General features: G+C 70.9%; 20 protein-coding genes and 4 pseudogenes. 7 read left to right on the top strand and 17 right to left on the bottom strand.

From position 1 onward, the window contains the following. Window positions 1–670 (bottom strand): ROK family protein (locus RUMESO_RS19510; protein WP_156363034.1); only part of this gene is annotated, 670 nt, incomplete at its 3' end. Between the two features lie 225 nt (window positions 671–895). Between RUMESO_RS19510 and xylF the strand changes: the two genes are divergently transcribed. From xylF to xylA, 5 genes and pseudogenes are all read left to right on the top strand, one after another. Beyond that, window positions 896–1930, top strand: coding sequence for a D-xylose ABC transporter substrate-binding protein (xylF, locus tag RUMESO_RS19505; protein WP_037282686.1), 1035 nt, complete (start codon window positions 896–898; stop codon window positions 1928–1930). Window positions 1931–2096: 166 nt separating this feature from the next. Next, the gene (locus tag RUMESO_RS19500) at window positions 2097–3323 is read left to right on the top strand and encodes a sugar ABC transporter permease (RefSeq protein ID WP_082484329.1); all 1227 of its coding nucleotides are present in this window, start codon (window positions 2097–2099) and stop codon (window positions 3321–3323) included. A 21-nt stretch (window positions 3324–3344) separates the two neighbouring features. Next, window positions 3345–4114 (top strand): annotated as a pseudogene (locus tag RUMESO_RS19495) (ATP-binding cassette domain-containing protein). A 21-nt stretch (window positions 4115–4135) separates the two neighbouring features. Further along, window positions 4136–5575, top strand: a complete 1440-nt coding sequence (gene xylB, locus RUMESO_RS19490) for a xylulokinase (RefSeq protein ID WP_037282684.1) — start codon at window positions 4136–4138, stop codon at window positions 5573–5575. A 15-nt stretch (window positions 5576–5590) separates the two neighbouring features. Next, window positions 5591–6896 (top strand): annotated as a pseudogene (gene xylA / locus RUMESO_RS19485) (xylose isomerase). A 400-nt stretch (window positions 6897–7296) separates the two neighbouring features. On the opposite strand, the gene RUMESO_RS28235 reads toward xylA, so the two are convergent. From RUMESO_RS28235 to RUMESO_RS19415, 16 genes and pseudogenes are all read right to left on the bottom strand, one after another. Next, the gene (locus RUMESO_RS28235) at window positions 7297–7392 is read right to left on the bottom strand and encodes a (2Fe-2S)-binding protein (RefSeq protein WP_425414932.1); all 96 of its coding nucleotides are present in this window, start codon (window positions 7390–7392) and stop codon (window positions 7297–7299) included. 47 nt (window positions 7393–7439) lie between these two features. Next, on the bottom strand, window positions 7440–9950 hold the full coding sequence (locus tag RUMESO_RS19480; RefSeq protein ID WP_342670806.1) for a molybdopterin oxidoreductase family protein: 2511 nt from the start codon (window positions 9948–9950) through the stop codon (window positions 7440–7442). After that, entirely contained in the window at window positions 9947–10288 is a 342-nt protein-coding gene (gene nirD, locus RUMESO_RS19475; RefSeq protein WP_037282681.1) for a nitrite reductase small subunit NirD, read from the bottom strand. The genes RUMESO_RS19480 and nirD overlap by 4 nt, the downstream gene beginning before the upstream one ends. Beyond that, window positions 10285–12735, bottom strand: a pseudogene (gene nirB, locus RUMESO_RS19470) (nitrite reductase large subunit NirB). Before nirB ends, nirD begins: the two are co-directional and overlap by 4 nt. A 13-nt stretch (window positions 12736–12748) precedes the next feature. Beyond that, complete coding sequence (locus RUMESO_RS19465) at window positions 12749–14005, bottom strand: MFS transporter (protein WP_037282678.1); 1257 nt, start codon at window positions 14003–14005, stop codon at window positions 12749–12751. Between the two features lie 317 nt (window positions 14006–14322). Further along, window positions 14323–15186, bottom strand: coding sequence for an ABC transporter substrate-binding protein (locus tag RUMESO_RS26680; protein ID WP_217621327.1), 864 nt, complete (start codon window positions 15184–15186; stop codon window positions 14323–14325). A 58-nt stretch (window positions 15187–15244) separates the two neighbouring features. Next, window positions 15245–15535: pseudogene (locus RUMESO_RS28665) on the bottom strand (ABC transporter substrate-binding protein); the annotation flags it as partial. Between the two features lie 23 nt (window positions 15536–15558). After that, window positions 15559–16155 (bottom strand): ANTAR domain-containing response regulator, encoded by a 597-nt coding sequence (locus RUMESO_RS19455; protein WP_037282675.1) that lies wholly within the window; start codon window positions 16153–16155, stop codon window positions 15559–15561. Between the two features lie 242 nt (window positions 16156–16397). After that, window positions 16398–17828 carry a methyl-accepting chemotaxis protein gene (locus RUMESO_RS19450; RefSeq protein WP_051521509.1) on the bottom strand — a complete coding sequence of 477 codons (1431 nt, stop codon included), beginning with the start codon at window positions 17826–17828 and terminating at the stop codon, window positions 16398–16400. 33 nt (window positions 17829–17861) lie between these two features. Next, window positions 17862–18224 carry a hypothetical protein gene (locus RUMESO_RS19445; protein ID WP_037282672.1) on the bottom strand — a complete coding sequence of 121 codons (363 nt, stop codon included), beginning with the start codon at window positions 18222–18224 and terminating at the stop codon, window positions 17862–17864. After that, window positions 18221–18607, bottom strand: coding sequence for a response regulator (locus tag RUMESO_RS19440; protein WP_037282669.1), 387 nt, complete (start codon window positions 18605–18607; stop codon window positions 18221–18223). The genes RUMESO_RS19445 and RUMESO_RS19440 overlap by 4 nt, the downstream gene beginning before the upstream one ends. Before the next feature lie 3 nt (window positions 18608–18610). Next, complete coding sequence (locus RUMESO_RS19435; protein ID WP_037282666.1) at window positions 18611–19504, bottom strand: CheR family methyltransferase; 894 nt, start codon at window positions 19502–19504, stop codon at window positions 18611–18613. Continuing rightward, window positions 19501–19965 carry a chemotaxis protein CheW gene (locus RUMESO_RS19430; RefSeq protein ID WP_037282662.1) on the bottom strand — a complete coding sequence of 155 codons (465 nt, stop codon included), beginning with the start codon at window positions 19963–19965 and terminating at the stop codon, window positions 19501–19503. The genes RUMESO_RS19435 and RUMESO_RS19430 overlap by 4 nt, the downstream gene beginning before the upstream one ends. Then, window positions 19949–22033: a chemotaxis protein CheA gene (locus tag RUMESO_RS19425; protein ID WP_037282659.1), complete on the bottom strand. Its 2085-nt coding sequence runs from the start codon at window positions 22031–22033 to the stop codon at window positions 19949–19951. Before RUMESO_RS19425 ends, RUMESO_RS19430 begins: the two co-directional genes overlap by 17 nt. Beyond that, window positions 22030–22404, bottom strand: a complete 375-nt coding sequence (locus RUMESO_RS19420; RefSeq protein ID WP_037282655.1) for a response regulator — start codon at window positions 22402–22404, stop codon at window positions 22030–22032. The genes RUMESO_RS19425 and RUMESO_RS19420 overlap by 4 nt, the downstream gene beginning before the upstream one ends. A 1-nt stretch (window position 22405) precedes the next feature. Then, entirely contained in the window at window positions 22406–22675 is a 270-nt protein-coding gene (locus RUMESO_RS19415) for a hypothetical protein (protein ID WP_156363033.1), read from the bottom strand. Between the two features lie 219 nt (window positions 22676–22894). On the opposite strand from RUMESO_RS19415, the gene RUMESO_RS19410 reads away from it, so the two are divergent. Together RUMESO_RS19410 and RUMESO_RS19405 are read left to right on the top strand one after the other, a co-directional pair. Beyond that, entirely contained in the window at window positions 22895–23263 is a 369-nt protein-coding gene (locus RUMESO_RS19410; RefSeq protein ID WP_037282650.1) for a response regulator, read from the top strand. After that, window positions 23263–23786: Hpt domain-containing protein (locus RUMESO_RS19405; protein WP_037282648.1), on the top strand; the 524-nt coding region annotated here is incomplete at its 3' end. The genes RUMESO_RS19410 and RUMESO_RS19405, both read left to right, overlap by 1 nt.

The following is a 23786-nucleotide window of genomic DNA, read 5'->3' as shown; positions in this document are numbered from 1 at the left end:
AGAGCTCGGCCAGGGTCAGGAGGTTCGAGTCGTTGTCGATCTGGACCGGGGCGCCGAGCCGCGCCTCGCAGGCCTCGCGGAACGGCAGGTCGGTGCCTTCGAGGAGCGGCGACCAGGCCACCGATCCGCGCCCGTGGTCCACGAGGCCGGGAAGGCCGATGCCGATGGCCTGCACCTCGCGGCCCGGGGCGCGGGCGCGCAGGTCGGCCACGAGGGCCTCGACCTCGTCCAGGAGCTCCTCGGTCGGGCGGCGGCCGGGGGCGGCGGGCCGGGCGGCCTCGGCCAGCATCCGGCCGCCGAAATCCGAGAGGATGGCGGTATGCCTCTCGTCGCCGAGCTTGACGCCGATGACATGGCGTCCCTCGGGCACGATCTCCAGGGCCACGGGCGGGCGTCCCCGCCCGGCCTCGCGGCCGTCGAGCGAGGCGCCCTCCACCTCGCGCAGGAGGCCCAGGCCGATCAGGTCGGCGGTCAGCGCCGTGACCGAGGCCGCGCTGATCCCGAGCGCCCGCGCCACGTCGGCCCGTGCCGCGCGGCCCTGGGCGCGCACGTGGTCGAAGATCTGCCGCCGCAGCGGGGTCTGGCTGCGGACGGGAGCGAGAGCCACCGGACCCACCCCTTGGGGCACCTCGCGGTCGTCCTCGGCGACGGGCTCAAGTGTTTCGTTCATCGTTCAGGGGCCAAACTATTTCTGCACCTGCGAAGGCCGCAAGGGCCAGATTGACACGGTTTGAGCCCTGAGAATAGCAGGATTTGCGAATGTCAGCTTGCCTGTCCCAAAATCTTCCTTTGACGACCGAATATAATGTGCCATGCTCCTCCTCGCACGCCACCGGGGCGGTCGAGGCGAATCGACCGTGCCGCCGGGGCTGGCCGACACAAGGGAGAGAACTTCATGAAGAGATCCGTTCTGCTGGCGACCGCCATGGTCGCCGTGGCAGGGTCCGCCGCCTTCGCGCAGGACGACCAGATCACCGTGGGCGTGAGCTGGTCCAACTTCCAGGAGGAGCGCTGGAAGACCGACGAGGCCGCCATCAAAGCAGCGCTCGAGGCCGCCGGCGCCGAATACGTCTCGACCGACGCCCAGTCCTCGCCGCAGAAGCAGCTCTCGGACATCGAGTCGCTGGTCTCGCAGGGTGTCGACGCGCTGCTCATCATCGCGCAGGACACGCAGGCCGTGATCCCGGGCGTGCAGGAAGCCGCCGACGCGGGCATCCCCGTGATCGCCTACGACCGCCTCATCGAGGACCCGCGCGCCTTCTACATCACCTTCGACAACGTCGAGGTGGGCCGGATGCAGGCCCGCGCCATCCTCGAGCAGGCGCCCGAGGGGAATTACGTGATGATCAAGGGCTCGCCCACCGACCCGAACGCGGACTTCCTGCGCGGCGGCCAGCAGGAGGTCCTGCAGGAGGCGATCGACGCCGGCAAGATCACCATCGTCGGCGAAGCCTACACCGACCAGTGGCTCCCCGCGAACGCGCAGCGGAACATGGAGCAGATCCTGACCGAGGCCAACAACGAGGTCGACGCGGTGGTCGCCTCGAACGATGGCACCGCGGGCGGCGTCGTGGCGGCGCTGACGGCGCAGGGCATGGAAGGCATCCCGGTCTCGGGCCAGGACGGCGACAAGGCCGCGCTGAACCGCATCGCCGCCGGCACGCAGACCGTGTCCGTCTGGAAGGACGCGCGCGAGCTCGGCAAGCGGTCGGCCGAGGTGGCGGTCCAGCTCGCCGGCGGCACCGACCCGACCCAGATCGAGGGCGTGCAGCAGTTCCAGACCCCCGGCGGGAACACCGTGAACGCCATCTTCCTGGCGCCGGTCCCGATCACCAAGGACAACCTCAACGTCGTGGTGGACGCGGGCTGGATCTCCAAGGAGGAGCTCTGCCAGGGCGTGACCGCCGGCCCGGCGCCCTGCGACCAGTGACCTGACCACGCGCGGCGCGCGGCCCCGGGGCGACGCGCCGCGTTCCTTTCCGATGACCCGAACGTCCTCGCCGTGGCGGGACCTGGGGGAGAACGGTAGATGAGCGACGCGGCGGGCGCCGGGCTGGCCCCGAGGAGGGGGCTTCCTCTCGGCCTTCGAGCTGGACATGAGGCTTCTCGGCATGATCGGGGCGTTGATCCTGATCAGCCTGGCTTTCAACATCGCGACGGGAGGGCTGTTCCTGTCGCCCCGGAACGTCTTCAACATCACGATCCAGACCGTCTCGGTCGCCATCATGGCGACGGGCATGGTCTTCGTGATCGTCACGCGCCACATCGACCTGTCCGTGGGGTCCATCCTGGCCTTCGCCTCGGCCGTCGCGGGCGTCCTGCAGGTGAGGTGGCTGACGCAGGACCTGGGCCTGGAGCTCGGGAACCCGCTGATCGCGCCGATCGCGATCCTGGGGGCGCTGCTGGTGGGCACGCTGATCGGGGCGCTGAACGGCTGGCTGGCGGGCTACCAGAACATCCCGAGCTTCATCGTGACGCTGGGCGGGCTCCTCGTCTGGCGCAACGTCGCCTGGTATCTGACCAGCGGCCAGACGCTCGGGCCGCTCGACCGAACGCTGCTGATCTTCGGGGGCGCGGAGGGGACGCTGGGGCCGACCTGGTCGTGGATCGTGGCCGTCGTGGCCGCGGCGGCCGCCGTGCTCGCCATCTGGAACGGACGGCGGAACAAGGCGCGCCACGGCTTTCCGGTGAAGCCCGCCTGGGCCGAGGTGGTGCTGACCGTGGTGATCGTCGGCGCGATCCTGGGCTTCATCGCCGTTCTGAACGCCTACCTCGTGCCCGAGAACAAGCTGAAGCGCATCTTCGAGGCGCGCGGCGAGACCATGCCCGAGGGCTACACGGCCGGCTACGGGCTGCCGATCTCGGTGCTGATCCTGATCGTGGTCGCCATCGTGATGACCGTGATCGCGCGCAAGACGCGGTTCGGCCGCTACATCTTCGCCACCGGCGGTAACCCGGACGCGGCGCTGCTGTCGGGGATCGACACGCGCTGGCTGACGGTCAAGGTCTTCGCGCTGATGGGCTTCATGGCGGGTCTGTCGGCCGTGGTGGCGCAGGCGCGTCTCCAGAACCACACCAACGACATCGGCTTCCAAGACGAGCTTCGGGTGATCGCGGCGGCGGTGATCGGGGGCACGGCGCTGGCGGGCGGGGTCGGCACGATCTACGGCGCGATCCTCGGGGCCTTCATCGTGCAGGCGATCCAGTCCGGCATGGGCATGGTCGGCGTGGACACGCCGCTCCAGAACATCGTCGTGGGCCTCGTGCTCGTTGTCGCCGTCTGGATCGACGGCATCTACCGCAAGCGCCTGGGCGTCCGCTGAGGAGGACCTGACATGAGCACCATGGAACAGACCGGCGCGCGCGGCACCCCGCTGGTGGAGATGCGCGACATCCGCATCTCCTTCGGGGCGTGCGGGCCGTGGACGGGGTGAGCATCGACCTCCATCCCGGCGAGGTCGTGGGCCTCCTGGGCCACAACGGCGCGGGGAAGAGCACGCTCATCAAGATCCTGTCGGGCGCCTACCAGGCGGACTCGGGGGACATCCTCATCAACGGGCAGAAGGCCGACATCCGCAGCCCCGCCGACGCGCGGCGCTACAACATCGAGACGATCTACCAGACGCTCGCGCTCGCCGACAACCTCGACGCCGCCTCGAACCTGTTCCTGGGGCGGGAGCTGGTGAACCGCTTCGGCCTCGTGGACGACGACGCCATGGAGGCCGAGACGCGCAAGATCATGGCGCGGCTCAACCCCAACTTCCGCAAGCTCAAGGAGCCGGTCAGCGCCCTGTCCGGCGGGCAGCGGCAGTCGGTCGCCATCGCGCGGGCGGTCTACTTCAACGCCCGCATCCTCATCATGGACGAGCCCACGGCGGCGCTGGGCGTCCACGAGACGGCGATGGTCGCGGACCTCATCAAGGAGCTGAAGGCGCAGGGGCTGGGCATCTTCCTGATCTCGCACGACACGCGCGAGATGATGGACCTGTGCGACCGCGTCAGCGTGATGAAGAACGGCAAGCTCGTGGGAAGCGAGCGGGTCGAGGACGTGACCGAGGACGACATCCTGTCCATGATCATCCTGGGCAAGAATCCTCGGCGCGAGGCGGCCTGAGCGGCCGGAAGGAGTTAAGAAATGTTCATCGGCTTGGACCTGGGCACCTCGGGGCTCAAGGGGGTGCTGATCGACGGCGGGCAGGCGATCCGGGCGGAGGCGACCGCGCCTCTCGACGTTTCGCGCCCCCATGACGGGTGGAGCGAGCAGGACCCGGGGAGCTGGCTGCGCGCCGCCGACCGCGTGATGCGGGAGCTGGGCTCGCAGGCGGACCTGTCCGGCGTGCGCGGGATCGGGCTGTCCGGGCACATGCACGGGGCGACGCTGCTCGACGCGGGGCACCATGTGCTGCGGCCGTGCATCCTGTGGAACGACACGCGGAGCCATCGGGAGGCGGCGGAGCTCGACGCCGATCCGCGGTTCCGCGAGGTGACGGGGAACATCGTGTTCCCGGGCTTCACGGCGCCGAAGCTCGCCTGGGTGCGGAACAACGAGCCGGAGGTCTTCGCGAGGACGGCGCTGGTGCTGCTGCCCAAGGACTACCTGCGGCTCTGGCTGACCGGGGATGCCGTGGCCGAGATGTCGGACGCGGCGGGGACCTCGTGGCTCGACACCGGCAGGCGGGACTGGGACGACGGGCTCCTCGCCGCGACGCACCTGACGCGCGAGAACATGCCGCGCCTCGTCGAGGGGTCGGAGGTCTCGGGGGTGCTGCGGGACGACCTCGCGGGGCAGTGGCACCTGCCCAAGGGGGTCGTCGTGGCCGGGGGCGGCGGCGACAATGCCGCGTCCGCCGTGGGCGTGGGCGTCGTGAAGGCGGGGGAGGCGTTCGTCTCGCTTGGCACGTCGGGCGTGCTCTTCGCGGCCTCGGACGCCTACCAGCCGGACGCGGCGAGCGCGGTGCATACCTTCTGCCATGCGCTGCCCAAGACCTGGCACCAGATGGGCGTGATCCTCGCCGCGACCGACGCGCTGAACTGGTTCGGGCGTGTCGTGGAGCGGAAGCCCGCGCAACTGACCGCCGAGCTGGGCGAGCTGCAGGCGCCGGGGCGGACGCTGTTCCTGCCCTACCTGGGCGGCGAGCGGACGCCGCACAACGATGCGGCCGTGCGGGGCTCGTTCCTGCATCTCGATCATGCGACTGACCGGGCCTCGATGACCCGCGCGGTGCTGGAGGGGGTGACGCACGCCTTCCGCGACAGCTTCGATGCGCTGATCGGCACGGGGACACGGATCGAGCGGCTGATCGCCGTGGGCGGGGGCTCGCGGTCGGATTACTGGGTCAAGGCCATCGCGACCTCGCTCGGGATGCCGATCCAGATCCCGGCGGCGGGCGACTATGGCGGGGCCTTCGGAGCGGCGCGGCTCGGGATGATGGCCGCGACCGGCGCCGGGGCCGAGGTCGCCACCGCGCCACAGATCGCCCGCAGCATCGAGCCCGACATGAATCTCGCCCCGGCCTTCGCCGAGGCCCATGCCCGTTACCGAGACGCCTACGCCGCCCTGAAGGGCCGCGCCTGAACGAACGAGGATGCCATGAGAGACAGCCGCAGCTACTTCGACGGGATTCCCGAGATCCGCTACGAGGGGCCGGAGTCGGACAACGACTTCGCCTTCCGGCACTACAACCCGGAGGAGGTGATCCTCGGCAAGACCATGAAGGACCACCTGCGCTTCTCGGTCGCGTGGTGGCACAGCTTCGCCTGGCCCGGGGGCGACCCCTTCGGCGGGCAGACCTTCGAGCGGCCCTGGTTCGGCAACGACATGGACCACGCCAAGCTCAAGGCCGACGAGGCCTTCGAGATGTTCCGCATCCTGCAGGCGCCGTTCTTCGCGTGGCACGACCTCGACATCCGTCCCGAGGGCAAGACCTTCGCCGAGAGCCGCGCGCGGCTGGAGGAGATCGTCGATTACATCGGCCAGAAGATGGAGGGCTCGGGCGTCGGCTGCCTCTGGGGCACTGCGAACATGTTCACGCACCGCCGTTGGATGAGCGGCGCGGCGACCAACCCGGACCCGGACGTGTTCCTCTACGCCGCCGCGACGGTGAAGAGCTGCCTCGACGCGACCAAGAAGCTGGGGGGGGCAGAACTACGTCCTCTGGGGCGGGCGCGAGGGGTATGAGACGCTGCTCAACACCGACCTGAAGAAGGAGCGCCAGCAGGCCGGGCGCTTCCTGACCATGGTGGTCGATTATGCGAAGAAGATCGGCTTCGACGGGACCATCCTGATCGAGCCGAAGCCGCAGGAGCCGTCCAAGCACCAGTACGACTACGACGTCGGGACCATCTACGGGTTCCTGAAGGACTTCGGGCTGGAAGGTCAGGTCAAGCTCAACATCGAGCAGGGGCACGCGATCTTGGCCGGGCACAGCTTCGAGCACGAGCTGGCGCTGGCGGGGTCTCTGGGGCTGCTGGGCTCGATCGACATGAACCGGAACGACTACCAGTCGGGCTGGGACACGGACCAGTTCCCCAACAGCGTGCCCGAGACGGCGCTGGCCTATTACGAGGTCCTGAAGGCGGGCGGCTTCACCACCGGGGGCACCAACTTCGACTCCAAGGTCCGGCGGCAGAGCCTGGACCCGGAGGACCTGATCCTGGCCCATGTCGGCGGGATGGACGTCTGCGCGGCGGGACTCAAGGCGGCGGCGCGGATGCTGGAGGACGGCAAGCTCGAGGCGGCGCGGAGCGAGCGGTATGCGGGGTGGGACAAGGCGCAGGACCTGCTGGGGTCCGACCTCGCGACGCTCGCCGCCCGTGTGGAGAGCGAGGGCATCGAGCCGCAGCCGCGTTCCGGGCGGCAGGAGCGGCTGGAGAACCTGGTGAACCGCTACCTCTGAGGGGACGGCAGGGCGTTCGGACATGGTGGTGCCTCCTCCTCGGGGCTGGACTGGGGTGGGGGCGCGATTCGGCGCCGGTGAGGAGAAGGATCGCAGGGGGCGGTTAACGGAGTCCTACAGCGACGGGCGTTGCGTGGGGGTCGGGGAAGCCGCTGATCTGCAAGAGTTTGTTCGTTAACGGCCGTTAACTCTCCAAGCTGGCGCACAAGATATAGGAGGCCCGGCCCCGAATCGGGGCCGGGCTTTGCTGTCTCTGGAGAGCGTAGGGCGGGCTTCAGCCCGCCAGGCGAGGGTGGCGAGCGTCGCGGCGGCCTGAGTTGGAGTGGCGGGCTGAAGCCCGCCCTACGGGTGATCCGGGGCGGCTCCGACTGGCTCGGATGACGTCAAAGCTGCGCCCGCCTCACTCGGCGGCGTGAATGCGCTGAGCCTGGATCAGCTCCCGGATCTCGGAGCGACAGGAGCCGCAGTTGGTGCCGGCCTTCGTGAGCTGGCCGATGACCTCGACTGTAGTGGCGCCACTGCGGGCGGCGCTCGCGATCTCGTTTACGCCGACCCCATGCAGGCGCAGAGGATGCGGCCCTTGTCGGGTTGCGGCGTCGGCGCTCGACCGGAGAGGAGGGCGCGGCGGTCCAGGGGGGTGAGGGGGGCGCTGGAGGCGAGGAGGGAGAGGAGCCAGCTTCGGTCGGGGAGCTGGCCGGGAGGGGCGACGAGAAGCGCCTCGGCGAGGCTGCCGTCGGGGGCCAGGGAGGCGGCGCGCCAGGTCTCGGCGCGCTTGTCGGCGTAGTCGATGAGGGTGTCGCGGGCCGAGGCGGGGAGGAGCGCGCGGGCGAGTAGGGTGCCTTCCCTGGGGGGCTCGGCGCCGGTAAGTTCGTAGGCCCAGCCGCCGGGGACGCGGGCGCGGCTCCAGTGGAGGAGGCCGGTGGGGCGGATGTCGCGCCGGGTCAGCAGGAGGCCAGTCCAGCGGGTGGGGGCCTTGGTCACGCGGACGGGGACGTGCTTGAGCTCGGGCTGGCCGGAAAGGGCATCGGTGGCGGGGTTGGAGAGGGGACCGGTGCTGGCGCGGGCGGCGAAGAGGCCGCTCCAGTGCATCGGCAGGAAGGCCTCTCCGGGGCGGAGGGAATCCGAGACGCGGAGCTTGGCGAGGGCAAGGCCCAGGGGGCTCTCGATCTGGACGAGGTCGTTGTCGTGAAGGTTCAGGGCCTGCGCCTCGCGGCGGGCGAGGTCGAGGACGGGCTCAGGGGCGTGGGCCGAGAGGCGGGGCGCGAGGCCGGTGCGCGTCATGGTGTGCCACTGGTCGCGGAGGCGGCCGGTGGTGAGGGCGATGGGGTGGTCGCGGCTCACGGGGAGGGCGGGGCCTTCGTGGCGGACGGGGACGAGGTTCGCGCGGCCGTCGGGGGTGGGGAAGCGGATGGCGAGGAGGCGGCCACCGGGCTCGGTGCCGCGCTTCGCGGGCCATTGGATCGGGGACAGCGCCTCGTAGGCGTCGTCGGGAAGGTCGGCGAGGGCGCCGAGGTCGAGGAGGCGGTCGCCGGTGTTCTCGAAGGCGGTGAGGGCAGCGTGCTCGCGGAAGATCTCAGCGCGGGTCCGATAGGGGAAGGCCGCTGAAAAACCCATGCGGCGGGCGAGGTCGGTGACGATCTGCCAGTCGGGGCGGGCCTCGCCGGGGACGGGGAGGAAGGCGCGGCTCCGGGAGATGCGGCGTTCGGAGTTGGTGACGGTGCCGTCCTTCTCGCCCCAGGCGGCGGCGGGGAGGAGGACATGGGCGTGGCGCGTGGTGTCGGTGCGGGTGACGTCGGAGACGACGACGAACGGGAGCTTCTGGAGCGCCTCGCGGACCTTTCCGGCGTCGGGCATGGAGACGGCGGGGTTGGTGCCCATGATCCAGAGGGCCTTGAGGCTCCCGGTGCGGGCGGCCTCGAAGAGGTCCACGGCCTTGAGGCCGGGGGCGCGGGCGAGGTGGGGGGCGTTCCAGAAGCGGGACACCCGGTCGAGCTCGGGCGCGGTGAAGCCCATGTGGGCGGCGAGCTGGTTGGCGAGGCCGCCGACCTCGCGCCCGCCCATGGCGTTGGGCTGGCCGGTGACGGAGAAGGGGCCGGCGCCCTCGCGCCCGATGCGGCCAGTGGCGAGGTGGACGTTGAGGATCGCGTTGACCTTGTCGGTGCCGTGGGCGGACTGGTTCACGCCCTGGCTGTAGACGGTGACGGTGCGGGGGGTCCGCGCGAACCATTCGTAGAAGCGGTCGAGGTCGGCGGGGGGAATGTCGCAGCCCCTGGCGACCCTGGTGCGGTCGGGGGCGTCGGCCTGGGCGAGCGCGAGGGTGGCGTCGAAGCCGGTGGTGTGTGCGGCGATGTGATCCGGGTCGGTGGCGCCCGTGGCCGCGAGGTGCGCGAGGAGCCCGTTGAAGAGGAGGACGTCGCTGCCGGGACGAATGGCGAGGTGGAGGTCGGCGTCCTCGGCGGTGGCGGTGCGGCGGGGGTCGATGACGACGATCCGGGTGCCGCGCTGCTGTCGCGCGGCGAGGAGGCGCTGGTGCAGGACCGGGTGGCACCAGGCGAGGTTGGAGCCGACGAGGACGACGAGGTCGGCGGCCTCAAGGTCCTCGTAGGTGCCGGGGACGATGTCCTCGCCGAAGGCGCGCTTGTGGCCCGCGACGGACGACGCCATGCAAAGGCGCGAGTTGGTGTCGATGTTGGCGGTGCCGACGAAGCCCTTCAGGAGCTTGTTGGCGACGTAGTAGTCCTCGGTCAGGAGCTGGCCGGAGACGTAGAAGCCGACGGAGTCGGGGCCGTGCTGCGCGACGGCCTCGCTGAAGCGCTGGGCCACGAGGTCGAGGGCGGCGTCCCAGGTGGCACGTTGGCCCTTGATTTCCGGATGGAGGACGCGGCCGTCGAGCGCCATGGTCTCGCCCAGCGCCGAGCCCTTGGAGCAGAGGCGGCCGAAGTTCGAGGGGTGGTCCGGGTCGCCCCGGACGTGGACGCGGCCGCCCTCGACGCGGGCGAGGACGCCGCAGCCCACGCCGCAGTAGGGGCAGGTGGTGCGGACCTCCCCCGTCATGCCGCCGCCTTGCCCGCGACGGCGGCGCGCAGCATCAGGATGCGGGCGCCCTCGATCCTGATGGGGATCGTCTCGACCGCGCCGTCGTCGGCGCCCTGGGCCTCGCCGGTCTCCAGCGAGATCACCCAGCTGTGGAGCGGGCAGGTCACGGAGTGGCCGTGGACGATGCCCTCGGTCAGGGGGCCACCGCCGTGGGGGCATTCGTTCCGGATCGCGAAGATGCGGTCGTCGGCGGTGCGGAAGACGCCGATCTTGCCGGTGGGCGTCTGGACGCAGCGCGAGCCGCGCGGGGGAAGGTCGTCGAGGGCGCCGATATCGATCCAGCCGAACGTGCTCATTCCGCAGCCTCCTGATAGCCCACGACCGCCATGGGCTTGAATTCGTGCTTGTCCTTGCCCGAGACGCGCTCGGACCAGGGGTCCACCTGAGCGAACCTTTGGGAGGCGACGAAGCGGTCGAAGTAGGCCTTCCGGCGCGGAAGGTCCTCGATGATCTGGCGCCGGATCTCGGGCGTGCCGATGCGCTTGGCCCATTTGTAGATGCGTTCGAGGTAGCGGGCCTGCTCGCGATACATCTGGGTGAGGGCGACGACGATCTCGAGCGCCTCGTCCTCGGTGGCGGCGTGGCCCAAGACCTCGGTGCCCCTGATGTCGAGGCCGGCGGCGCCCGCGAAGTGAATCTCGTAGCCGGAGTCCACGCAGACGATGCCGATGTCCTTGCAGGTCGCCTCGGCGCAGTTGCGGGGGCAGCCGGAGACGGCGAGCTTGAGCTTGGCAGGCGTCCAGGAGCCCCACATGAACTTCTCCAGCCGGATGCCGAGGCCGGTGGAGTCCTGGGTGCCGAAGCGGCACCAGGTGTTGCCCACGCAGGTCTTCACGGTGCGGAGGCCCTTGGCGTAGGCCTGGCCGGAGACGAAGCCGGCCTTCCCGAGGTCGGCCCAGACGGCGGGCAGGTCCTCCTTGCGGATGCCCAGCATGTCGATGCGCTGGCCGCCCGTGACCTTGACGGCGGGGATGTCGAACTTGTCCACCACGTCGGCGATGGCACGCAACTCCTTGGAGGAGGTCGTGCCGCCCCACATCCGGGGGACGACGCTGTAGGTGCCGTCCTTCTGGATGTTGGCGTGGACGCGTTCGTTGATGAAGCGGGACTGGTAGTCGTCGGCGTATTCGTCGGGCCAGTCGCAGACGAGATAGTAGTTGAGCGCCGGGCGGCACTTGGCGCAGCCGCAGGAGGTCTTCCACTCCAGCTCCTGCATCACGGCGGGGATCGTCTTGAGGCCCTTCGCGCGGATCAGGCGGCGGACCTCGTCGTGGCCGTGGGTGGTACAGGGGGCACATCGGCTGCACGGCGGCGGGGTTGAAGGCGTCGCCCAGCTCCAGCTTGAGGAGCTTTTCGACGAGGCCCGTGCAGGTGCCGCAGGAGGCCGAGGCCTTGGTGTGGGCGCGGACGCCGTCGAGGTCGGTCAGGCCTTTCGACCGGATGGCGCCCGTGATCCTGCCCTTGCAGACGCCGTTGCAGCCGCAGATCTCGGCGTCATCCGAGAGGGCCGCAACGGCCGCCAGAGGGTCCGCTTGGGTGCCCCCCTGGAAGGCCTGCCCGAAGATCAGCGTGTCCCGCATCTCGGACACGTCGGTCGCCTTCTTCTTGAGGTCGTTGAACCACGCGCCGTCGGCCGTCTCGCCGTAGAGGACGGTGCCGATGATCTTGTTGTCCTTGAGGACGAGGCGCTTGTAGACGCCCGCGCTCGCGTCGCGCAGGACGATCTCCTCGCGGTCGTCGCCTTCGGCGAAGTCGCCCAAGCTGTAGAGGTCTATGCCCGTCACCTTGAGCTTGGTGGGCGTGTCCTGGTGGACGAACCTCGGCGCGGTGTCGCCCGCGAGGTGCGCGGCGAGGACGCGGGCCTGCTCGTAGAGGGGGGCGACGAGGCCGTAGACCTGGCCCGCGACCTCGGCGCATTCGCCCAAGCTGTAGATCGCGGGGTCGGAGGTCTGCATCCCGTCGGTGGTGACGATGCCGCGCGCGACGTCGAGGCCCGCGTCCTTGGCGATCTGGACGTTGGGGCGGATGCCGACGGCCATGACGACGAGGCTGGCGGGGATGAGGGTGCCGTCGGCGAGTTCGACGACCTTCACGCGGTCCGTGCCGATAATGGCCTTGGTGTTGGCCATCGTGATGACGTGGATGCCGCGGCGCTTCAGCTCCTTTTCGAGGAGGTAGCCGGCGGCGGGGTCGAGTTGGCGCTCCATCAGCGTGGGCATGACGTGGAGGACGGTGACCTCTAGGCCGCGCTGCTTGAGGCCCGCCGCCGCCTCCAGGCCGAGGAGGCCCCCGCCGATGACCACGGCGCGGCCGCCCTTCTCGGCGGCGTCGAGCATCTTCGACACGTCGTCAAGGTCGCGGTAGGCGAGGACGCCGGGGAGGTCGCGGCCCGGCACCGGGAGCATGAAGGGGTTGGAGCCGGTGGCGATGACGAGACGGTCGTAGGAGGCCGTGACGCCCTGGTCGGAGGTCACGGTCCTGGCGGCGCGGTCGATCTGCGTCACGCGATGGCCGCGATGGAGGGTGATGCCGTGGGCGGCATACCAGGCGTCGTCGTGGATGACGATGTCCTCGTAGGTCTTCTCGCCCGAGAGGACCGGGGAGAGCATGATCCGGTCGTAGTTCACCCGGGGCTCGGCATTGAAGATGATGACGTCGTAGGCGCCGGGGCTGGCTTCGAAGAGGTGCTCCAGCATCCGGCCGGGGCCATGCCGTTGCCGATGATGACGAGGCGTTCGGTCATTGGGCGGGTCCTTTCACTCGGCCGGGACGGGGGTGGCGTTCAGGCGCCGGACGGCGGCGGTCATCCAGAGGAAGCAGGCGGCGACCAGGGCGAAGAGGAGGAGAAAGCAGCTCGACCAGAGGCCGGTCGCGTCCTTGAGCGCGCCGAAGGCGAGGGGGAGGAGGAAGCCTCCGAGGCCGCCGATCATGCCGACGAGGCCGCCGACGGCGCCCACGTTGGTCGGGTAGTAGGCCGGGATGTGCTTGAAGACGGCGGCCTTGCCGAGCGCCATGACGAAGCCCAGCACGAAGATCACGGCGATGAAGGCGGCGGTCGGGAGGGCGGCCCGCGCGGTGCCATCGGCGGCCGAGCCGGAGGAGGGCGCCGAGAGGATCAGCGTGCAGATCGCGGAGACGGTGAAGGTCCAGCAGAGAACGCGACGGGCGCCGATCTTGTCGGAGAGGTGGCCGGCCCAGGCGCGGACCACGGAGGCCGGGATCGAGTAGGCGGCGCCGACCAGGCCGGCGGTCTTGAGATCGAAGCCGTAGACGCCGACCAGATAGCGGGGCAGCCAGAGCGCCAGCGCCACGAAGGCCCCGAAGGAGAAGAAGTAGTAGAGGGCGAAGCGCCAGACGCGGGCGTCCTTGAGGGGCTCGAACTCCTTGAGGAAGGAGCGGGCGGGCGCGGCCTGGCCTTTGCTCCGGGCGCGGATCACCGGGTCGTCCTCGGTCGAGAACCAGAAGACGAGGGCCATGAGGGCGAGGGCGGCGGCCCAGACCATCGCGACCGTCTGCCAGCCGTAGGCCAGGAGGACGAAGGGAGCCGCGAACTTGGTGACGGCGGCGCCGACGTTGCCCACGCCGAAGATGCCGAGCGCGGTGCCCTGCTTTCCAGCCGGGTAGAAGCGCGAGACATAGGCCACGCCGACCGCGAAGGAGCCGCCCGCGAGGCCCACGCCGAGGCCCGCGAGGAGCATCTGGCCGTAGGTCTGGGCGTAGGACAGCAGGAACGTCGCCAGCGCCGCGAGGAGCATCGTCGCGGTGTAGACGGGGCGGCCGCCGAAGCGGTCGGTCCAGATGCCGAGGACGAGGCGGACGAGCGAGCCCGAGAGGACGGGCAGGCCGATCAGGAGGCCGAAGGCGGTCTCGGTGAGGCCGAGCTCCCCTTTGATCCTGACGCCGATGATCGAGAAGATCGTCCAGACGGCGAAGCAGGTGGTGAAGGCGACGGTGGAGAGGACCAGCGCGCGGGTCGGCTGGCCGGAGTCATGGCGTAGGACGGCAAGGGACATGGCGTCTCCTTCGCGAAGGGGTTTCGCGGTTGCAGGGGGCGGACAAGAAGAAAGCCGCGGGCCTTGGGTCGAGGCGCTCCCCGGCGCTGGGGGGCCTGACTCCGGACCGGCGGCTTTGCCATGGCGCCCGTCGTTGGACGCCGAAGTGGGAGGATGTGACCTAGGCCTAGCTCAGTCGGGAGGCTCGGCCAAGAGGGAAATATCCTGAAAAGCTCATCTTTTCATGTACATGAACTGCACGGATTTTGGGCGTCGCGTGTCTTTCTGCGCTGCGGCAAGAGGCGGTTCCGCGACTGCACAGGAAACGCGCAGCCAGGTCACGCCTCTTGGGCAGACCCTGAACCCCGCTGCGCGGCGATATAGGCGTCGAGCGAATCAGGGTCGAACCGCTGACCGTCGAAGAAGCCGTCGGGCCCGAGGACGAGGCTTGCTCCGGCCGAGCCGACGGGGGTGGCCCGTTCGAGCGCGCCTTCCACCTTGGCGTTCGCGGAGGGCAGGGCGGCGCCCAGCGGACCGAGAGCGCGGCGGTAGAGGTCGGGGCGGTAGGTGTCCTGTGCGGTCCTTGCGGCCTCGGGGCCGTGGGCGACCTGCCCCCAGCGGACCATCTGGCTGTAGAACCAGAGGGCGTGGCTTCGCCATGGGAAGGTGGCGGCTGAGGCGTGGGGGACGAAGAAGTCGGGGACCTTCGCCTCGGCGCCGGGACCGATGCGGAGAAGGCCCGAGACGGCCGGGCGCAGCCACTCCCCCGGGCAGCCGAGACGCCCCGGGTCCGCGAGAAGCGCAATCAGGTCCTCCCTGTTGGCCGGGTCGGCGCACCAGAGCGAGGCCCGATTGAGGGCACGCTGGAGGGCGTCCAGCGCCTCTGGTTGCGCCTCGGCCCAGGCGGCGTCGGCGCCCAGGACCTTCTCGGGGCTCTGGCGCCAGATCGCGGACTTGACGGTGAGGATGCGACCGTGACCTCCCATCACGGCGGCGGTGCTCCAGGGTTCTCCGGCGCAGAAGCCGTCGAGCGCGCCGGAGCCCAACGCGTCTGGCATGAGCGACGGAGGCAGGATGACGATCTCCAGATCGCGGCCCGGTGCCACGCCGCAGGCGACGAGCCAGTAGCGGAGTTCGTAGTTGTGGCCCGAATGGGGATGCACGACGCCGAAGCGCAGGCGGGGGCAGGCCCTCGCGCGCACGACGGGCCACGACGCGGCGCAGCGCCTCTCCTGCGGGGGCCGGGGCGAGGTCGGGGTGGGCGCCCTCGGCTTCCATCCCGGCCCAGACGGCGTTCGAGACGGCGACGGCGTTGCCGCCCAGGCCCAGCGCCATCGGCACCACGGTCCGGGCGGCGAGCGGCGTCAGGCCCAGGTTGCCGGCGATGGGCATGGGGCCGAGCATGTGCGCGACTTGGACGTGCCCCACCGCGAGGCGGTCGCGGATGTTGGCCCAGGAGGTCTCGCGCAGCAGGACGAGGTCGATGCCTTCGGCCTCGGCGAAGCCCCTTGCGCTGGCCGTCACAAGGAGCGCGCTGTCGAGGAGCGGCATGAAGCCCGCGACGATACGATGGATCATGCGCCGTCCCCCAGCAGGTCCGCGGCGGTCACGAGGCTCTGGGCGATCTCGGTGATCTTGCGGTTCTTGTTCATGGCGGTGCGACGGAGGAGGGCATAGGCCTCATCCTCTCCGATCCCTTTGGCCTTCATGAGGAGGCGCTTGGCGCGATCCACGACCTTGCGGCCCTCCAGCTCGTCGCGGACCTTCTGCAACTCGCGCGAGAGGCGGGCGAAGGCGTTGAATCGGCTCACCGCTATGTCGAGGATGGGCTTGATACGCTCGCGCCGGAGACCGTCCACGACGTAGGCGGAGACGCCGGCCTCGACCGCCGCCGCGATGGAGTCGCTGTCCGAGCGGTCCACGAACATCGCGACGGGCCGGCGCACGGCGCGCGAGAGCTGGAACATATCCTCGAGCATGTCGCGGTTGGGGTTCTCTAGGTCGATGACGATGACTTCGGGAGCCGCCTCCTCGATCCGGCGGGCGATGCCGGCCATGGAATGCACCAGCGTCACCTTCTCGTGCCCGGCCTCGCGCAGCCCGGCCTCGATGATCGCGGCGCGGGCGCGGTTCTCGTCGATGACGAGGATCGAGAGGGCGGAGTCGGCCATGCGGCGCTTGTTGCGCGCGCCGGAAAGGGCGGCAAGGCGCTGCACCGCAGCGGGACCGCCCGGACGGGACCGGATGGCCGGAAGCGCCTACCGATTGAGCATGTGACCGCGAATTAAGCCAGCAGGACACCGGGCGGACGAGGTGCTCGGCCCTCGTGGCCATGTCCCGCCCGGCCCTGTCCCCGAGCCATGCGCCCCGCCCATCGTGGTCGCCGGGTCCGCCGGTCGAGCCATGGAAAGGGTCAGAACTCCTCCCAGTCTCCGTCCGCCGTGGCGAGGCGCGGGGTGGGGAGCAAGACGTTCGCGGGCTCGGGTGGCTTCGGAGCGGGCTTCTTGAGGGGAACCACGTTGCTGCCTGCGAGGCCGACCGGAAGCCGGAAGCGGGCCACCAGCTCGCCGAGTTGCGCCGCGTCCTGGCTCAGAGCATGGCTGGCCTGGCTCGCCTCCTCGACCATGGCGGCGTTCTGCTGGGTCACCTGGTCGAGCTGGGTCATGGCGATGTTGATCTCGCCGATGCCGGTGGACTGCTCCTTGGCGCCGATGGCGATCTCGCTCACCAGCGAGGAAATCTCCGAGACGCCGCCCACGATGCTGGTCAGCGCCGTGCCGGTGCGACCGACGAGCGAGACGCCCTCCTGCACCTGGCGGGCGCTGTCCTCGATCAGCGACTTGATCTGGCGCGCGGCCTCGGAGGAGCGCTGGGCGAGGGAGCGGACCTCGGAGGCCACGACGGCGAAGCCGCGCCCGGCCTCGCCCGCGCGCGCGGCCTCGACCCCGGCGTTGAGGGCCAGGAGATTGGTCTGGAAGGCGATGTCGTCGATCACGCCGATGATCTGCGAGATCTCGTCGGAGGAGCGCTTGATCGCGGACATGGCGGCGACCGCCTCGCGCATGACCGATCCGCTCCGCTCGGCGTCGCCGCGTGCCTCGACCACGACGGTCTCCACCTCGGCGACCCGCTCGGCGGCGGCGGCGACGCTGGCCGTGAGCTCGCTGAGGGCGGCGGTGGTCTCCTCCAGGGCGGCGGCCTGGCTGTCGGTGCGGCGCGAGAGATCCTCGGAGGAGCCGCTGATCCCGAGCGAGCGGTCGCGGATGCTGGTCGCCCGGGCCACGACCGAGGCCACGATGGCGCTCAGCGTCTCCAGGGTGCGGTTGAAGTCGGCGCGGAGCGCCTCGTAGGCCGGGGCGAAGGGGCCGTCGATGGTGACGCAGAGGTCACCTTCGGCGAGGCGCGTCAGGCCCAGGCCCAGCTCGGTCACGACCTGCTCCTGTTCGCCCTGCTTGGCCTGCTGCTCGGCCTTGGCCCACTCCAGCTCCTGGAGCGAGTTGCGAAGGTCGGCCAGCATGGCGGCAAGGGTCCCGAACTCGTCGGGGCGTCCCAAGGCGGCGATGGGCCGGTCGAACCGGTGCCGCGCCACGTCCTCGAGGGCAGCGCGCAGCTCGGCAAGGGGGAGCGTCACCGATCGGGCGAGCCACCAGCCCAGGAGGCCGGTCAGGGCCAGGGTCGCGGCCCCGAGGGTCAGGCCGAGGAGCAGGGGGCTGCCCCCGGCGGACGCGGCCCTCTGGCCGAGGCCGAGCGCAAGAGCGACGAGAAGGCCCGTGGCCCCGAGCGTCAGGCCCAAGATGGCGAGGGGGAGGCGGAGGATCAGGGAGAGGGTTCGGGAGGGAGGCATGCTGGTCCTGGCGGGATGGGAGGGGAAAGGCCCTCAGAAGAGTTCGATGCTGGGTTGCGGCGTCGCGACGGGAGCCTGCGCGCCGGCAGCGGCGGCGAGGACGCCGGCGAGACGTTCCAGCGTGAGGTTCCGGAGCCCGGGGCCGGCGTCGACGGAGGCGCCCTTCGTCAGGCCGGCGGCGAGTCGCCCCAGGAACCCCTGGAGGTCGTTCAGCACCTGGAGCGCGAGGTCGATGCCCTGGAAGTCGCGGGTCAGGCTCTCGGGGTCGGCCTCTCCCCGGAGGGCGGCGGCGAAGTGGTGCTCCGCCGTGAGGATGGCCTGCCGCGAGGCATCGACCTCGGACGCCACGGCCTCGAGGAGGGGCCCCAGGGGAGCGATGTGGTCCCGATGGGTCATAGCCGGCCGACCACCTGCTCGATCGCGGCCTTGAGGGACCCGGTGGTGAAGGGCTTCTTGACCAGGTTGTTGAGGCCGAGCGTCCGGCCTCGGTCGATCATCTCCTTGGTGGGCGTGCCGGTCACGAGGATATAGCCCACCTTCTGCGTCATCCGGTTCGCCCGGACGGCCTCGAGGAGCTGCAGGCCGTTCATCCCCGGCATGTTGTAGTCGGCCAGCACGAGATGGACCGGATTCGCCACGATCTTGTTGAGGGCGGCCTGCCCGGCGTTCTCGGTCTGGTAGGACATGACGCCCATCTCCTCGAGGGCCTGGGTCAGCAGGCCCCGGCTGACCGACATGTCGTCCACGACCATCACGCGGAGCGTGTCTCTGAGTGCCATGATTCAGTGTCCCGATGGCTGGGCCCGGGCTGTGCCCGGGCGCTTGCGATAGGTGGTGACGCCGGCGTGGCCGAGCTGGGCGAGGGCGGGCCCGAGCACGCGTTCGGAGTGGCCGGCGAAGAGGGTGCCGCCGTCGCGGAGGACCTCGACGAAGCGGAGCCAGAGCCGCTCTCGCACCGCGAGGTCGAGGTAGATCGCCACGTTTCGGCAGAAGATCGCGTCGAAGGGCTGCCGCATCGGCCAGCGGTCCACGAGGTTGAGCCGATGGAAGGCGACGAGGCTCGCCACGTCCTCCCGCATCGCCAGCGCCTCGCCCGACGGCTCCGGGCCGAAGAGCGCGTGACGGCGGGCGAGGGAAAGGTGGCGGACCTCCTCGGCCGGGAACCTCGCGCGCTTCGCGCGGTCGAGGACCTCGCCGTCGACGTCGGTGGCGAGGATCTTGACGTCGAGCCGAGGCGCCTCGGGGCAAAGCGCCAGGAGACAGGCGGCGATCGAGTAGGGCTCCTGCCCGCTGGAGCAGCCGGCCGACCAGAGCCGGACGCGCCCCCCGGCTCGGGCGCGGGCCACGAGGGCGGGAAGGACGTCCCTTTCGAGCGTGTCGAAGTGGTGCGGCTCGCGGAAGAACTTGGTGACGTTCGTCGTGACCGCGGAGATGAACCGGTCGCGTTCGTCGCCGATGCCGGGACTCTCGAGCAGGTCGAGGTACTCCCCAAGGCCCGCGAGCCCCAGCTCGCGGATGCGGCTGGCCAGGCGGTGGTGGACGATCGTGGACTTGAACGGCTGCAGGTCGATCCCGAGCATGTCGTGCGCGAGCCGCGCCAGGCGGCCGAGATCGGCCCGCGAGGCATCCGCCCGCGCCTTGGACGGTCGAGGCTCGGTCTCGGAGGCCAGCGTCACGCGGGGACCTCCGAGAGGAGGGGCGCCACGGCGTCGATGTCGAGGATGCGCAGGGCCGAGCCGTCGAGCGCGATCAACCCGCTGACGAGCTGTGCCGATTCGGCCGGCAGGGCGGTGGAGTCCCGCAGGGCGTGGCCCGGAACGGCCAGGATCTCGGCGACGGAGTCGACCAGGATGCCGACGACCCGCTCCCCCGTCGCGACGATGAGCACGACGTGCCGGGCACTCGGCGCGGTCGGCGGCAGGCCCAGCCGGAGCGCGAGGTCGATGACCGGGATCACCGCCCCCCGGAGGTTCATCACCCCGAGGAAGTGCCGGGGCGCGTGGGGCAGGGTGGTGACCGCCGACCAGCGGCGGATCTCGCGGACGTTCACGACCCGGATGCAGTAGTCCTGGCCCCCGGAGACGAAGGAGACGAACTCCACGGGCTCCGGCCCCAGGCCGTCAGGCTGCGTGATCATGCGGGGCCTCCAAGCTGTCGAGGGAAGGGGCGGCTCCGCGTCGGGCCGCGAGCGTCAGGAGCGAGTCGGGGTCGAGGATCAGGGCGACCTTGCCGTCGCCGAGGATCGTGGCGCCCGAGACGCCCGGCACGGAGCCGACGTTGAGCCGGAGGCTCTTGATGACGACCTGCCGCTTGTCGACGATCTCCGAGACGGAGAGGGCGGCCGCCGGCCTGTCCTCGTCGGTGCGGACCAGCACGATCACCGCCCGCGCGGGATCGACGGGCCGGCCGAGGCGCAGGAGGCCGGCGAGGTCCATCACCGGCACGTGGTCGCCCCGGACGGCCAGGACCCGCGTGCCCCGGCCGACCTCCAGGAGGTCCTGCGGCAGGGGGCGGATCGTCTCGACGACCGAGGAGGCCGGGACGACCATGAGCTGTCCCCCGACCGACAGGATGAGCCCGTCGAGAACGGCCAGCGTCAGGGGGAGGGAGATGGTGAAGTTGGTGCCCTTGCCGGGCCTGCTCGCGATGCCGATGCGGCCGCCCAGGGCCATGACCGAGCTGCGGGCCACGTCCATGCCGACGCCGCGCCCCGACAGGTTCGTGACCGAGGCGGCGGTCGAGAAGCCGGGCAGGAAGAGGAGGTTGTCGGTCTCGCCCTCGGATAGGTTGGCGTCCACGGCGATCAGGCCCTTGCGGACGGCGGTGGCCCTGATGCGCGCGCGGTCGAGGCCGGCGCCATCGTCGCGGATGACGATGCGGACGTTGCCCGAGGCGTGGCCGGCGGCGAGCACGAGCTGGCCCATGGCGGGCTTGCCCTTGGCGAGGCGGTCGTCGGGCATCTCGATCCCGTGGTCCACCGCGTTGCGCAGCATGTGCATGAGCGGGTCGGCCAGCCCGTCGATCACCGCGCGGTCGACCTCCGTGTCCTCGCCCTCGGTGACGAAGTCGACCTGCTTGCCCGTGGCCTCGGCGGCCTCGCGCACGACCCGCGCCATGCGCTGGAACAGCGGCTTGAGCGGCTGGGCCCGGATGCGCATCACCCCCTCCTGGATGTCGCGGGCGAGGTGGCTCAGGTCCTCCACCTGGGCGCCGAGGCCGGAGGAGGGCGGAAGGCTGGCCTCGGCGATCTTCTGGGCGATGACGGCCTGGCTGATAATGAGCTCGCCCACGGAGTTGATGAGGCGGTCCACGCGGTCGAGGTCGACCCGCAGCGTCGGCTTGGGCGCGTCCTTCGCGGCGGGGGCAGGGGCGCTGGCCGGGGCGGGCGGGGCGACCGGTGGCGGGACAGTCGGCTCGGGCGCCGGCAGGGGATCCGCGGCCGCGGCCTCCTCCAGGGGGAGGAGTTCGGGGGGGGCGGGGTCCTCCTCCAGGCGGCGGATGCTCAGCTCGCAGAGGTCCTCGACGAAGGCGAAGACGTCGCGGACCCTCTCCTCGGCCTCGGAGGTCGCGAGCCGCAGGGTCCAGGCGAGGTAGCCCTCCTCGGGGTCGAGCTCGGCGAGCGGGGGCAGGGCCCCGGCGTCGCAGGTCGCCGTCAGCTCGCCCAGGTCGGAGAGCGCGGCGAGGAGGCTCAGGGGCTCGTGGCCGTTGCGGTAGAACTGGCGGCCGGGGCGCAGGGCGATCTCGTAGCCGCCGGGCGGCACATCGGCGCCGAGGTCGAGGAAGGCGAGGCCGACGGGCTCGAAGACGAGATCCTCCTCGGCCGGGCCGTCGCCCACGATCTCCTCCAGCGCGTCGAGCACGGCGGCAAGGGCCGGGGGCGCCTCGGCGCCGCCCTCGCGCGCGGCCTCGAGGAGGTCCGCGAGGACGTCGCCCGCGCGCTGCAGGAGGTGCAGGACATCCGGGTCGGGGAGGAGCCGGTCGGACCGGATCGCGTCCAGCACCGTCTCGAAGCTGTGGGCGAAGGCGACGACGTCGGAAAGGCCGAAGGCCCCTGCCGCGCCCTTGATGGAGTGGACGGCGCGGAACACGGCGTTCACCGTCGCGGCCTCGGTGCTACCCTCCAGCATGGCGGCGATGCCGTCGCCCATGGCGGTCACGAGGTCCTCGCTCTCGGCGAAGAAGAGGTCCCTGAGATCGTCGGTCATCGCAGCGCCGCCCCCGCCACGCGCCGAAGGGTCTGGACGAGGGCCGCCTCCTCGAAGGGCTTGGTGAGCCATCCGGTGGCGCCGGCGTCGCGGGCGCGGGCCCGCAGCTCCGGCCCGGTCTCGGTGGTCAGCACCAGGATGGGGACGCGCCGGTTGCCGTCGCCGCCGCGAATCGCCTCGATGACGCCGAAGCCGTCGAGGTTGGGCATGTTGATGTCCGTGATGACGGCGTCGAACCGGGCCTCCTGGAAGGCCCGGACGCCCAGGGCGCCGTCGTCGGCTGTGGTCACCTCCATGCCGGCGCCTTCGAGCGCGCGGCGGAGAAGCTCCCGGATGGTGCGGGAATCGTCGATGGCCAGGACGGAGATCATGTCAGTCCGCGACCTCGATGCACCCATCGAGCCCCAGGAGCCGCAGGCCGGACGCGATCCGCCCGGAGGCGGGCGCGACGCGGACGGCCGACGGGCCGGCGGGGTCGCGGATGGCGGCCAGCAGGAGCTGGACCTCGGGGGTGGCGAGCGGACGGTCGAGCTCGGTCCGGATGGTGACGTCGGCCCCCCGCGCGGCCCGGAGGAAGTCGGCCAGGGCGCCGAGCTGGTCCAGGGGCGGGCCGAGGTGGAAGAGGTCGGGGGATTCGGTCATCGGGAACCTCGAAACGGTGGCGCGGCGCGCACGGATCATTCGAGGTCAGGCTAGCGGGCAATCCTTAATATCCGCTGAAGACCGACAAGGATCCGTCGCCCGGCCCTTTAAGTCGGCCTTAACGCGACGGGCGTAGAACCGGGGGGAGACCCGATTCGAGAGAGATGCACCGATGCCCGACGCCCCGCCTGCTGTCCCCCTGCGCCCGAGGGCCTTCCTTTGAGCCGCCGCGTTCTCGTCGTGGACGACTCGCCCTCCGTGCGCCGCATGGTCGCGCTGACGCTGAAGGGCGCCGGCTACGACGTGACCGAGGCCGGGGATGGGCAGGACGCGCTGGATCGCGTGGCGGCGGGTCCGTTCGATGCCATCCTGACCGACCAGAACATGCCCCGGATGGACGGGCTGACCTTCATCCGGGAGTTCCGCAAGCGGCCCGACGCCAAGGCCGTGCCCATCGTGTTCCTGTCCACCGAGAACGAGGGCGCCCTCAAGGACAGCGCCCGCGAGGCCGGGGCGACCGGCTGGATGACCAAGCCCTTCGACCAGGCGAAGCTCCTCACCGTCATGTCGCGGCTGGTGGGGGCGTGATGGACGAGGAGACCCTGGCCATCTTCCAGGACGAGGCCGAGAGCCTCGTCGAGAGCCTCGAGGCCGGCCTCCTGGCCCTGCAGGAGCGGCCCGACGACCGCGCGCTGATCGACCAGGTCTTCCGCGACCTCCACACCCTCAAGGGCACGGGCGGGATGTTCGGCTTCACGGAGCTCGCGGGCTTCGTACACGGCTTCGAATCCGCCTTCGAGGCCCTGCGGTCGGGCGCGAGCCTTGCGAACCCTGCCCTGGTCGCGGTGAGCCTCGAGGCGCATGACCACATCGTCGCCCTTCTCGCAGGGGGGCGGCCCGAAGGGGCGGAGCGGCTGCTGGCCGAGCTGGCCGCCGCCGTCTCGGGCGTCCCTTCCGAGCAGCCGGCCGAACGCCCTACCCCCGTCGAGGCGACGGAGGCGGGCCCCCTGGTCGAGGGATCGGACGGCGGGCTGATCGACTTCGACGAACCTGTCGGCCCGCCGGTCCGCGAGGCGCAGGCGCATCCCGCCGAGGCACCGGTTGTGGCGGG

The sequence above is a fragment of the Rubellimicrobium mesophilum DSM 19309 genome (genome assembly GCF_000600335.2).
GTDB lineage: Bacteria > Pseudomonadota > Alphaproteobacteria > Rhodobacterales > Rhodobacteraceae > Rubellimicrobium > Rubellimicrobium mesophilum.
The sequence above is the reverse complement of the archived record's forward strand: the minus strand, read 5'-3'. Positions and strand labels throughout refer to the sequence as shown.